Here is a 12,873-nt window from a genome sequence, read left to right on the forward strand (position 1 = left end):
GAAACCACAAAGGGCTGCCCCGTCATCGCTACGGGACAGCCCTTTTTCCATCCTTCCGGCAAACGGATGTCATGAATATTCAGCCTTGAAAACACCTTGCGGCAAACGGTATTTCGTTTGCCGCAGAACGGAAAATCAATCTCAGGAGATTGAAAAATCGTTTGGCTGAGAAAAAATGTTAATTTCAGGAGATTCGTAAAGTTCTGAACAACAAGGAAATAATAAGCCTTATTCCATTCGGGAAAAATAGTATCCATGACAAATATTTTCTTACCCGAAAATGAAGCCTTACCGGTCTGCCAACGCAGCCAGAAGCTCCCGGAAAGTCCGTTTCAACACCGGATGAACAACTTTTGGTGCCACCTCGGCCAAAGGTTCCATGACGAAACTGCGTTCGTGCATCAACGGATGGGGCAAGGACAAGTGTACTTTCCTCCCCTCTTCCCCAGGCACATCGAAATCCGCCTCCATCACCACGTCGCCATAGAGCAACAAGTCGATGTCAATCGGGCGGTCGGCATACACCCGGCCCGTACTCTTGCTGCATCGCCCCAGTTCCCGCTCCACAGCCTGCGTGATATGAAGAACCTCTTCCGGTGTTTTCCCCGTACGCAATACAGCCACGGCGTTCAGGAAAGGATGTTCGGAGCAAAACCCCCAAGGCTCCGTTTCATAAAAAGCGGACAGGCTTTTCAATCCGCCTATCCGCTCCACCAATATCTCTACGGCCCGGTGCAACAACCGTTCACGATCGCCCAAGTTGCTGCCCAGGCCCAAATACAAGTCCGTCATCAATCGTTCAGTATAAGCATGGCATCACCGTATGTCCCGAAACGGTAACCTTCCTTCAAGGCTTCCTTGTAGCCTTGCATCACCAAGTCGTAACCGCCATAAGCTGCCGTGAGCATGAGCATCGTGCTATAAGGCATATAGAAATTGGCCACCATACAGTCGGCTACGCCGAATTCATAAGGCGGGAAAATGAACTTGTTGGTCCATCCGGTGAACTCCTTCAGGTTGCAGTCCGTCCCCACGGCCGTTTCCAACACGCGCTGCACCGTAGTTCCGACGGCACACACGCGATGCCCGCCCTCTTTTGCCGTGTTGACGATGCGGCAGGCATCCGCGCCTACGAACATTTCTTCACTGTCCATCTTATGCTTGGTCAAGTCCTCCACGTCTATGTCACGAAAACAGCCCAAGCCGCAGTGCATCGTAACAAAGGCGAAATTAACGCCCTTGATTTCAAGACGTTTCATCAGTTCCCTTGAGAAATGGAGTCCTGCCGAGGGAGCCGTGACAGCCCCTTCGTTACGGGCAAAGATACATTGGAAACGCTCCATGTCCTCTGGTTCGGCCGGACGCTTCACTATATGTTTGGGCAGCGGAGCCTCGCCAAGCGCATACAGGGCGGCCTTGAACTCGTCGTGCGGCCCGTCGTACAAGAAACGGAGCGTACGCCCGCGCGACGTCGTATTGTCGATGACTTCTGCCACCATGGAATCATCTTCACCGAAGTACAACTTGTTACCTATACGGATCTTACGGGCCGGGTCGACCAACACATCCCACAGGCGCAAGTCCTCATTCAGCTCCCTCAACAAGAACACTTCGATACGTGCACCCGTCTTTTCCTTGTTGCCATAAAGGCGGGCCGGGAACACCTTGGTATCATTGAAGATAAACACATCCTTGTCGTCGAAATAGTCAAGGATGTCTTTAAAGTACTCGCGATGCTCGATATCTCCGCTCTTCTTGTGCAACACCATCAAACGGGATTCGTCACGATGGCGCGCAGGATATTGGGCAATCTGTTCTTCAGGCAATTTGAATTTGAATTGTGACAGCTTCATATAGAATAGTTCTTCTTATATTGATTAATTATCTTCTGTTATCTCTATCGTCTGGCGATCCAACCACTCGGCAAAACCGTCCAGTTTCAGGCAGTCTTCCACTTTGACATCCCCGATTCGCGTACGGCGCAAGGCCGTCAGGTGGGCACCGCTGTGCAGGGCCTCGCCGATGTCACGGGCCAACGCCCGGATGTAAGTACCTTTGCTGCATACCACCCGGATGACGATTTCCGGCAGTTCGCAACGCAACAGTTCCAGTTCGTCGATGACCAGGGTCTTGGCTTTCAGTTCCACCTCTTCCCCTTTGCGGGCCAAATCGTACGCACGGCTCCCGTTCACCTTGCAAGCCGAGAAGACAGGGGGCACCTGTTCTATCGTGCCTACGAAACGAACCAACGTTTCCTCCACCATCTCACGCGTGATATGTTCCGTGGGATACTCCGCATCCACGGGCTTCTCCAGGTCGAACGAAGGCGTGGTAGCCCCCAGACGGAGCGTGGCCACATACTCTTTCGTATGGGCCTGAAGTTCCTCTATCCGCTTCGTCGCCTTACCGGTGCAGACGAGCAGGACACCGGTGGCCAAAGGATCGAGCGTACCGGCATGTCCCACTTTCAGTTTCTTCACTCCCAATCTCTTGCACAACAGGTAACGTACCTTGGCCACCAACCCGAACGACGTCCACTCGTATGGCTTGTCAAAAGCCAATATTTCTCCTTTCTTGAAATCCACTTAAGCGAATTTTAACGGTTAGAGGCAATGATGCACGATGAGCGCGACACCCACCACGGCACAATAAACGGCAAAATATACCAACTTGCCTTTCTTGACAATATTGATCATCCACTTGCAAGCCAGGCATCCCGACACGAAAGCCGCCACGAATCCCACGGCAAGCGGCCACATCCCGATACCCGCAGAAGCAGCTTCTACCCCGTGGGTCACTCCCTTTGCAATATCGAGTATGGCTTCTCCCAAAATGGGAGGCATCACCATCAGGAAAGAGAACTGGGCCAACTTGGCCTTGTTGTTACCCAACAGCAAGCCCGTAGCGATGGTCGTACCGGAACGGGACAAGCCGGGCAACACGGCGCAAGCCTGGGAAAGCCCGATGACAAAGGCATCACGAAGGGATATGTTCTCTTTCTGGCGGGGGCGGGCATAGTATGAAAACGTCAGCAGCAAAGCTGTCAGCAACAGACAAATGCCCACAACCAACAGGCCGCTGCCGAATATCATCTCCACATAGTCCTTAAAGAAAACCCCCACAATGCCCACAGGTATCATGGAAACCAAAATATTCAGGGCATAACGTTGGGATTCGTTCATCCCCGGCCCTTTGAAGTCAAACAACCCCTTGAATATCCACACGATATCTTTCCAAAGAATCACCAAGGTGCTGAACACCGTAGCCACATGGACTGCCACCGTAAATGTCAGATTGGCTTCTCCTTCTATCCCGAAGAAATGGGAAGCGATGGCCAGATGCCCGCTACTGCTCACCGGCAAATATTCCGTCAGGCCCTGCAAAAGGCCCATCAACAACGCATCTATTACATCCATGCTTAATCCTTATTGATTGTGGCGTCCGTACCGGACATTTCGTCTTTCTTTTCCCCGGCACCCTCATTTTCTTCTTCCAACGGCGTATATGCAGGCTTCCGCAAAATGGCATAAATGATGAACAAAAAGCCAAACAGGCAAACCATTGGAGCCACTTTGATGCGGCGCACACTGAATATGTCCGGATTGAATACCGTCTCCGAACTCCCGGAACCGGACATAAGGATGAACCCGATGATTACAATCGCCATCCCGACGGCCAACAACATAAAATTCACCTTGTCGAAAGCAAAATTTCTTTTATCCATAAACCTCTATTTATTATATGTTTCCTATTTAATACAAATCACCGGCTTTCATCCGCAGAAACTTGTTGACGGAGAGGTACGTACAGCCCAACGTAAGCAAAAGGCCGAACAACAGCACCGCCGCCCCTACGGCGAGCAACATATCGACATGGATATATTGGGAAAGCGAAGGGTCGTATCGCAAAAGGGTATGTACGCCTCCCAACAGCACAGCATCGGCCAACAAACCGGACAAGAACCCGAGGTTGAAACTCCGTGCCATAAATGGCCGACGGATAAATCCCCAACTCGCTCCTACCAATTTCATCGTACGGATAACGAAACGGCCGGAATAAATGCTCAACCGGACCGTATTGTTGATAAGCGCAAAAGAGACCAAGGCCAAAAGCACGGCCAAGCCCAAAAGCACGTAACTTATACGCCGCAAATTGTCATTCACCGTGTCGACCAACTCTTTTTGGTACATCACATCCTCCACCAAAGGGTTCTTTTTCAACTTCGCAGTAATCCATGCCAAACTGTCGGAGTTGGCATAAAGGGCATTCATACGTAATTCAAACGAGGCCGTGAAGGGATTGGCCCCGAGAAACTCGGACGGATCGCTGCCCATGGCCTTGACTTGCTCTTTCAACGCCTGCTCTTTGGACACGTAATCCAAAGCATACACATAACGTTCGTCCGTCAATGCCCTCCGGAATTCATGGATGTCCGAACGGCTTGCTTCACCGTCAAGCAAGACCGTTACCGTCAGGTTTTCCTTCACGGAATCAGACAAACGTTGGGCAAACAATATAAAAAAGGAGACGATTCCCAACAGTATCAACACCAACGTGGTACTGACACCGGTCGTGAACCACTGCATCCCCAAAGAACCTTTTGCTTTTTTCTTTCCCATGACTTCTATCCGGCCGTATTTACGTATTTTACAAAAATACAACGAAACACGGGGATTGGTTCTCTCTTTAACAGCATTTAACTTGATTGTCAGTCTTCTACCACCTCTCCTTTCAGCGTAGCCGAAGAACTTCCGCTAATTCTCACCTTTACAAAATCACCGACATGATGCTTTCCCCTGTCGAACACGACCACCTTATTCTGCTCCGTACGTCCGAACAACTGCTCTTTGGAACGTTTGCTCACACCCTCTACCAACACTTCATAAACCCGGCCTTCGCAATGGCGGTTGCTCTCTGCCGAGAGTTCATTCTGCAAAGCGATCAATTCGTTCAAACGCCGCACCTTCACGTCCTCCGGCACGTCGTCGGGCAAATGCTTGGAGGCATACGTCCCCGGCCGCTCCGAATACTTGAACATAAAAGCACTGTCGTAGGCGCATTCACGCATCAACGACAAAGACATTTGATGGTCTTCTTCGGTCTCGGAACAGTAACCCGAAAAAATATCTGTGGACAAACCGCAATCCGGCACAATCCGACGAATGGCCGCCACACGGTCAAGGTACCATTCACGGGTGTACTTGCGGTTCATCAATTTCAGGATACGGTCGCTCCCGCTCTGCACCGGCAAATGGATATGCCGGCACACATTGGGTTCTTCCGCAATGACACGCAACGTGTCATCGCTCATATCCTTCGGATGGGAAGTGGTGAAACGCACGCGCATCCCGTCGGCCTCGTGTGCCACCAACCGCAAAAGTTGCGGAAAAGAAACTGTCTTTCCGTCGCCCCCCACATGGAGGTAAGAATTCACATTCTGCCCTAAAAGCGTGACTTCCTTATACCCGCGCTTTTTCAAATCCCTCACCTCATTCAGGATGCTTTCCACATCCCGGCTGCGTTCCCGTCCACGCGTGTAAGGCACAATGCAGTAATGGCAAAAATTGTTGCAGCCACGCATGATACTGACAAAACCGGAAATATGCGAGCCGCACACACGTTGCGGAATCACGTCCCTGTAAGTTTCCGCCACGGACAGTTCCACGTTGATGGCCTTATGCCCCAGCTCCACTTGGGCTATCAGGTCGGGCAGGGACAAATAAGCGTCGGGGCCTGCCACCAAATCCACATGGTGGTTCTCTATCAATTCTTCCTTCACCCGTTCGGCCATACAGCCCAACACGCCGATAACCAAATGCCGGCCCTTCCGTCTCAAAGCATGCAAAGCCTCCAGACGGCTGATGATTTTCTGTTCGGCATTATCCCGTACGGAACAAGTATTCAGGAAAACGGCATCCGCCTCATCCAGGGTTTCGCACGTCTCGTATCCTGCCATACGCATCACCGAAGCCACCACTTCACTGTCGGCCACATTCATCTGGCAACCATAAGTTTCTATAAAAAGCTTTTTCATGCTGTTCTTTCAAGTTCAGGCTGCAAAGATAACGAAAGGCGAGCGCAGAGACAAGCAAAAAGGCAGTTTTCTGGCTTGGCTATGCTGAGCCGCATCTTATCCTCGTGAAACAAAGACAGTCAAAATCATACATATAAGTACCATTTACTTCTGCAAAGAAATTGAAGAAGAAACACATCTTCTTAAAAAAGACTAAAAACGAAGTTAAAATAGAGTACAAATTATTATTATCAAAGAGATAATTGCGATATTTGCTTCCGAATGAAAACATTAGATTTTTTCATAGTTAAGGTTTAGTTGAGTAAGCGGGATTTGTGAAAACCCCGCTTATTTTTTTAAGTAATGCAGATTGGTCTATACGGCAATAAAATGAGCGATGATACCACTTACATACAACTCATGCAGTACACGGCGGGGACAAGTTTCATGTTCCTGCTATGGCTGTGTGCATACTTTTTCCGGAACGGAAGCGGTAACCGACTCCGCCAAATCACAGGTTGGGTCCTGCTCGTATGGGTCATACAGTCGGTCAAGGATATTGCATTGATATGGTATCCTACCGTCCGGTTCGAGTTCCTTCACCATGTTTTCGTACTCATCGACATGACAGCCGTCCCCACCTGCGCCTTCCTGCTGTTCGAACTCACACGCCCCGGTTCCATGACACTCCTGCGGGCTGCACTGCATGAAATACCGTTCATCCTCTTCATACTCATCTACGCGTTCCATCCCATGGAGATGCTATACGAAAGCGCCATCGCCTGCGCCGTGGCATACGGTACGGCCGTGATGCTTTATGTCTTGTTCGAAATACCGGCTTATCACAAGCGGCTGAAGCAAAGTTATTCTTACCACGAACGCATCGACCTGCGGTGGCTGTACATCATCCTTCTCTCTTTCGTGGTGTTCCTGGCGGTATGGAGCCTGTCTTCCACCTACTATTCCGAATTCAACGACACGCTGTACTACCTGCTCACTTGTATCATTTGGTCGCTCATCAGCTACTTCATCAACCGGCAGGAGCAAGTGCTCGGCTCATTGACGGCCCGTTCGCACCAAGACGTTGAGACGACCTTGGAAAACGAAGAGAACCCACATCAATTCGCCATCCACCTGCATCGGATTTTCGAGGAAGAGCACCTTTACCTCAATCCCAAGCTGACCATCATGGACTTGGCCCAAGCCATCGGCACGAACCGCACCTATATTTCCAATTACCTGAACAATGTGTTGGGCACAACATTCTTCGATTATGTCAACCAATACCGCCTGTCCCATGCAGAACGACTTCTTCGGCAAACCAAAATGCCTATCGAAGAAATAGCTGACCGTTCCGGCTTTAATTCACGGAGTACCTTCCGGCGCGCCTTCCTCAAAAGGTTTGGTTGCGCCCCGAGCCAGTACCGCCTTCATCACTTACCAAAAGAAATAGAAAAGGAAATAAGCCTGACACGATAACACCTTTCAAAAAAAATAGCTAACTTTGCGCCATATTAAATAAGGTATAACTATTAAGCAATCAACTCTATGGGATTCAACAAAATCACAGCAGCCGAAGCTGCTGCCCTCATCCAAAACGGAGATACCATCGGACTGAGCGGCTTCACACCCGCTGGTGTGCCTAAAAGCGTACCGGCAGAGATAGCCCGAAAAGCAGAGAAAGAACATGCTGAAGGCAAAGAGTTTAAAATCAACATCCTTACCGGCGCATCTACTGGACAAAGTTGCGACGGCATGTTGGCCAATGCCCAGGCCATCAAATTCCGTGCCCCTTACACCACGAACAAAGACTTCCGCACGCATGTCAACAATAATGAGATTTCGTATTCCGACCTCAACCTTTCCAACATGGCCACTCAAATCCGCCAAGGTTATCTCGGACAAGTAGACTGGGCCATCATCGAAGCTTGCGAAATCGAACAAACAGGCAGTAAGGCTCGTATTTACCTGACGGCCGCAGGAGGTATCAGTCCCACCGTCTGCCGTCTGGCACGCAAAGGCATCATCATCGAAGTCAATGCCTTCCACAGCAAAAAGTGCATGGGTATCCACGATGTGTACGAAATAGAAGACCATCCCTACCGCACGCCCATCATGATCATGAAGGCGAGCGACCGCATCGGCAAACCCTACGTGGAAGTGGATGCTGACCGCATCAAAGGCATCATTGAATGCAACATCCCCGACGAAGCTCGCTCTTTCAAGGCCCCCGACCCCATCACGACACAAATCGGAAACAATGTGGCCGACTTCCTGTTAGCCAACCTGAAAAGCGGGAAAATACCACCTACTTTCCTTAATTTGCAAAGTGGGGTAGGCAGCGGGGCCAACGCTGTTTTGGGCGCATTAGGCCAATGCCCGGACGTCCCGAATTTCAGCATTTACACCGAAGTGCTTCAGGATGCCCCCGTACAACTGATGCGCGAAGGCCGCGTACTCTCGGCATCAGCCTGTTCGCTCACCGTGACGAACGAATGCCTGCAAGGCATTTACAACGACATGGACTTCTTCAAAGACAAGCTCGTGCTCCGTCCTTCCGAAATTTCAAACAGCCCCGAAGTCATCGCCCGCATCGGCGTATGCTCTCTGAATACGGCCATCGAGGTGGACATCTACGGACATGTAAACTCTACCAAGATCTGCGGCACGAAGATGATGAACGGTATCGGCGGTTCGGCAGACTTCACCAACAATGCTTATTTGAGTATTTTCACTTGCGGTTCCACCACCAAAGGCGGAGCCATCAGCAGCATCGTGCCTTTCTGTTCCCACATCGACCATACGAGCCATTTCGTAGATGCCGTCATCACGGAATACGGCGTGGCCGACCTGCGTGGAAAATGCGCCATGGAGAAAGCAGCAGAACTTGTCAAGGTAGCCCATCCCGACTATCGTCCGCTTTTGCTCGACTACATGAAGTACGCAGCCCAAAACGGAGGACACACCCACCACTGCCTGTCGGCAGCATTCGCCATGCACGACACTTACCTGCGCAAGGGAGACATGCGACTGACCGACTGGGCCGAATACGTAAAATAACACCAGGACTTTATGAAAAAAACATCATTATTATTATATCTGGCCTTTCCGTTCTGCGGCAGCATTTCTTTCGCCCAACAGGCACTCACCCCCGAAGTCCTGCAGACCTTGAAAGAGAGCTACTCGCACGACGATGCCCACAAAGCCATCCGGAATGCCGTAAATGCCAACTCCATCAAAAAGCTTACGGCCAACAGCGAACAGGCGGCTACGCCCGACACGTGGTTCAGCCACAAGGTGAAAAGCTCCGGCATCAGCGACCAGAAAAGCAGCGGACGTTGCTGGCTGTTTACGGGTACCAACGTGATTCGTGCACAAGTCATGGCCCGTACGGGCATGAAAAATTTCTTTTTCTCGCAGGCCTACAACTTCTTCTACGACCAACTGGAAAAGAGCAACCTTTTTCTTCAAGGCATCATCGACACGCGCAAAAAGCCCATCGACGACAAAATGGTGGAATGGCTGTTCCGTAACCCACTGAGCGACGGAGGGCAATTCACAGGTGTTTCGGATCTGATTGAAAAATATGGGCTTGTCCCCAAAGAGGTCATGGCCGAAACTTACAGCAGCGACAACACCAATGAATTTTCAGCCCTCTTGAAAAGAAAATTGCGCGAAGACGGCATGTTACTGCGCGAAGCATCCGAGAAGGGCGCCTCCGAAAAGGAATTGGAACAACAGAAGGTAGACATGATGAAAACGGTTTACCGTATGTTGGTCTATGCCTACGGAGAGCCTCCAACTTCTTTTACTTGGGCACCGAAAATCGACGGGAAATATACAGAAAAGCCCAAGACTTACACGCCCCAAAGTTTCTACAAGGAAGTATGCGGCGGAGAAGACTTGAACGCCAATTACGTCATGCTGATGAACGACCCTTCACGTCCGTTCAACCAAGTATATGAAATCGATTATGACCGTCACACTTACGACGGACACAACTGGCTGTACATCAACCTGCCCATCGAGGACATCAAAGAAATGGCTATTGCCAGCCTGAAAGACAGCACCATGATGTACTTCAGTTGCGACGTGGGCAAGTTTCTGGATTCCAAGAAAGGTACGCTCGACTTGAACAACTACGACTACGGCAGCCTCTTCGGCACGACGTTCGGCATGAACAAGAAACAACGCATCCAGAGCTTCGACAGCGGCAGCACCCACGCCATGACGCTGATGGCCGTCGACCTCGACGATAGCGGCAAGCCCAAGAAATGGATGGTGGAAAACAGTTGGGGCAAAGATGCCGGCTATCAGGGCCATCTCATCATGACGGACGAGTGGTTCGACGAATACATGTTCCGCGTGGTCGTCAACAAGAAGTACTGCCCGCAAAACGTTCTGGACATGCTGAAACAAAAGCCCGTCCGTTTGCCGGCATGGGATCCCATGTTCCAAAATGAACAATAACATACACACGAACTCAATAACAAGACAACGGAAATGAAAAAAATCAGAGCAGCCGTAGTAGGTTACGGCAACATAGGACACTATGCCTTGCAGGCACTCGAAGCCGCGCCCGACTTCGAGGTGGCAGGTGTCGTACGCCGGAACGGGGCTGAAAACAAGCCCGAAGAACTGGCCAAGTATAACGTGGTGAAGGACATCCGCGAATTGCAGGACGTAGACGTAGCCATCCTGGCCACGCCAACCCGTAGCGTGGAGAAATACGCCAAAGAAATCCTCGCGCTCGGCATCAACACAGTGGACAGTTTCGACATCCACACCCAAATCACTTCCCTTCGCCGCTCGCTCGACGAAAGCGCAAAAGCCGGCAAGGCTGTGTCCGTCATCTCCGCAGGGTGGGATCCGGGTAGCGACTCCATCGTACGCGCCATGTTACAGGCCATTGCCCCCAAAGGCATCACCTACACGAATTTCGGGCCAGGCATGAGCATGGGACATACCGTAGCCGTGAAAGCCGTGGAAGGAGTGAAAGCTGCCCTCTCCATGACCATCCCCACCGGCACGGGTATTCACCGCCGCATGGTATACATAGAGGTAAAGGAAGGATACGAGTTCCAGAAAGTAGCCGCTGCCATTAAAGCCGACCCCTATTTCGTCAACGATGAAACCCACGTCATAGAAGTACCTTGTGTAGACGAGTTGTTGGACATGGGACACGGTGTCAACCTGACACGCAAAGGCGTATCTGGAAAGACCCAGAACCAGTTGTTCGAATTCAACATGCATATCAACAACCCGGCGCTGACGGGACAAGTATTGGTTTGCGTGGCTCGCGCCTCGATGAAACAACAACCTGGCTGCTACACGATGATAGAAATACCCGTCATCGACCTGCTGCCGGGCGAGCGTGAAGATTTGATAGCCCATTTGGTTTAACCGCTCCCTGCGTATCCGGTCGTTTAAGACTTAAAACAAAGTAAAAAGAGGCCGAAAAAGCCTCTTTTTACTTTTAATAACATAAAAACAGAATGAACTTCCACTTTTATATGTACCTTTGGGATAGGTTATAAATAACATATTTATTAATTTTCAATTAAACAATTATGAAAAAGTCTCTACTGTTATTAGCGGGTGTATTAGGTATAAGTAGCCTGAACGCCCAAACGACTGAGGAACAAACTACAAAGTTCCGTGACAATTGGTCTATTGGTTTGAATGGTGGTATTGTGACTCCGCTCAGCCATAGTGCATTCTTCAAGAATGCCCGTGCCACCGTGGGTATTGATCTCAACAAGCAACTCTCTCCGATTTATGGCTTGACATTTGAAAACATGTGGAGCATCAACACGTTCGAGAGCAGTGCAGCTTTTGATGCAAGCAATCTGATGTTGTTGCACCGCATCAATTTAAATAATGTGTTCTGCCGTTACAAAGGCAAACCTAGCCTGTTTGAAGTTGAAGCATTGGCCGGTTTCGGTTGGTTGCACGTAAACGACGCATATTACGGAGAAGACGGGGACAAGGACGGCAACTGGCTTTCTTCAAAAGTAGGCTTGAACCTCAACTTCAATTTAGGTGAAAAGAAAGCATGGACCATAGCAGTAAAACCGGCTATATTGTGGAATGTAACCCAGTTTGGAAAAGACAACATCAACTTCCATTCCGACCAAGCTGCTTGGGAAATCACAGCAGGCGTAGTGTACCACTTCAAGAACAGCAACGGCAAGCACTACTATTCCAATGGTTGCAGCCATGCAGACCAGATTGCAGCCCTGAACGCCACCATCAGTTCGATGGAAGCTGAAGCTGCAGGCAAGGACCGTGCATTGCAGAACGCACAAAAAACCATCAACGACTTACAGAAGGATTTGAATGACTGCAAGAACAAGAAGGTGCCAACCACGGCTACGCAGACTGTAGAAAAGAACGAATACGTAGTCATCTTCCGTCAGAGCAGCAGCAAAGTAGACGCGCTCCAGATGCCGAATATCGACCGTTTGGCAAGCTATTTGAAGAAGAACAGCAACGCCAAAGTCACCATCTCAGGATACGCTTCACCGGAAGGCAACGCCAAGTTCAACCAGAAGCTGTCTGAAAAACGTGCGGAAGCCGTGAAGAACATTTTGGTGAAAGAATACGGCATCAGCGCCAACAGAATCGAAACCCAAGGTAAGGGAGTGGGCAGCATATTCGGTAAACCGGCTTATAACCGTGCAAGCATCTGCGTGACCGAATAATCATACAACAATCTTTAATTAAATCACAAAAAGAGGGCGACCTTTGGGCCGCCCTCTCTTTATTTACTAAAAAAGGTTACTTCCTAAAAAATATTACCATTATTATTTTGAAACTGATATAAATTACCTTATATTTGTGATGTATTACTAAACAAA

Annotated in this window: 12 protein-coding genes; 5 read left to right on the forward strand and 7 right to left on the reverse strand. The window is 49.9% G+C overall.

What is annotated here, in order from left to right; all coding sequences use genetic code 11:
* Window positions 1–288: 288 nt before the first annotated feature.
* The 7 genes from folK to miaB form a co-directional block, all read right to left on the reverse strand.
* Window positions 289–792 carry a 2-amino-4-hydroxy-6-hydroxymethyldihydropteridine diphosphokinase gene (gene folK / locus E0E47_RS11565; protein WP_008627908.1) on the reverse strand — a complete coding sequence of 168 codons (504 nt, stop codon included), beginning with the start codon at window positions 790–792 and terminating at the stop codon, window positions 289–291.
* Entirely contained in the window at window positions 792–1,853 is a 1,062-nt protein-coding gene (gene queA, locus E0E47_RS11570) for a tRNA preQ1(34) S-adenosylmethionine ribosyltransferase-isomerase QueA (protein ID WP_008627910.1), read from the reverse strand. The genes folK and queA overlap by 1 nt, the downstream gene beginning before the upstream one ends.
* Before the next feature lie 24 nt (window positions 1,854–1,877).
* On the reverse strand, window positions 1,878–2,585 hold the full coding sequence (truB, locus tag E0E47_RS11575) for a tRNA pseudouridine(55) synthase TruB (RefSeq protein ID WP_008627911.1): 708 nt from the start codon (window positions 2,583–2,585) through the stop codon (window positions 1,878–1,880).
* Between the two features lie 18 nt (window positions 2,586–2,603).
* On the reverse strand, window positions 2,604–3,416 hold the full coding sequence (locus tag E0E47_RS11580) for an undecaprenyl-diphosphate phosphatase (protein ID WP_008627913.1): 813 nt from the start codon (window positions 3,414–3,416) through the stop codon (window positions 2,604–2,606).
* A gap of 2 nt (window positions 3,417–3,418) precedes the next feature.
* Window positions 3,419–3,724: a DUF3098 domain-containing protein gene (locus E0E47_RS11585; RefSeq protein ID WP_008627914.1), complete on the reverse strand. Its 306-nt coding sequence runs from the start codon at window positions 3,722–3,724 to the stop codon at window positions 3,419–3,421.
* Between the two features lie 28 nt (window positions 3,725–3,752).
* Complete coding sequence (locus E0E47_RS11590) at window positions 3,753–4,619, reverse strand: cell division protein FtsX (RefSeq protein ID WP_008627916.1); 867 nt, start codon at window positions 4,617–4,619, stop codon at window positions 3,753–3,755.
* An 89-nt stretch (window positions 4,620–4,708) separates the two neighbouring features.
* Window positions 4,709–6,034 (reverse strand): tRNA (N6-isopentenyl adenosine(37)-C2)-methylthiotransferase MiaB, encoded by a 1,326-nt coding sequence (gene miaB / locus E0E47_RS11595; protein WP_130893762.1) that lies wholly within the window; start codon window positions 6,032–6,034, stop codon window positions 4,709–4,711.
* Between the two features lie 342 nt (window positions 6,035–6,376).
* Here miaB and E0E47_RS11610 point away from each other — a divergent pair, with 342 nt between their 5' ends.
* From E0E47_RS11610 to E0E47_RS11630, 5 genes are all read left to right on the forward strand, one after another.
* The gene (locus tag E0E47_RS11610; protein WP_232038422.1) at window positions 6,377–7,492 is read left to right on the forward strand and encodes a helix-turn-helix domain-containing protein; all 1,116 of its coding nucleotides are present in this window, start codon (window positions 6,377–6,379) and stop codon (window positions 7,490–7,492) included.
* 69 nt (window positions 7,493–7,561) lie between these two features.
* Entirely contained in the window at window positions 7,562–9,073 is a 1,512-nt protein-coding gene (locus tag E0E47_RS11615) for a butyryl-CoA:acetate CoA transferase (RefSeq protein WP_008627922.1), read from the forward strand.
* A gap of 12 nt (window positions 9,074–9,085) precedes the next feature.
* Window positions 9,086–10,483 carry a C1 family peptidase gene (locus E0E47_RS11620; RefSeq protein ID WP_008627933.1) on the forward strand — a complete coding sequence of 466 codons (1,398 nt, stop codon included), beginning with the start codon at window positions 9,086–9,088 and terminating at the stop codon, window positions 10,481–10,483.
* Between the two features lie 33 nt (window positions 10,484–10,516).
* Window positions 10,517–11,416: a diaminopimelate dehydrogenase gene (locus E0E47_RS11625; RefSeq protein ID WP_130893764.1), complete on the forward strand. Its 900-nt coding sequence runs from the start codon at window positions 10,517–10,519 to the stop codon at window positions 11,414–11,416.
* A 167-nt stretch (window positions 11,417–11,583) separates the two neighbouring features.
* Window positions 11,584–12,717, forward strand: a complete 1,134-nt coding sequence (locus E0E47_RS11630) for an OmpA family protein (RefSeq protein WP_008627944.1) — start codon at window positions 11,584–11,586, stop codon at window positions 12,715–12,717.
* Window positions 12,718–12,873 lie beyond the last annotated feature (156 nt).

This window comes from Paraprevotella xylaniphila YIT 11841, from assembly GCF_900683745.1.
GTDB classification, from domain to species: Bacteria; Bacteroidota; Bacteroidia; order Bacteroidales; family Bacteroidaceae; genus Paraprevotella; species Paraprevotella xylaniphila.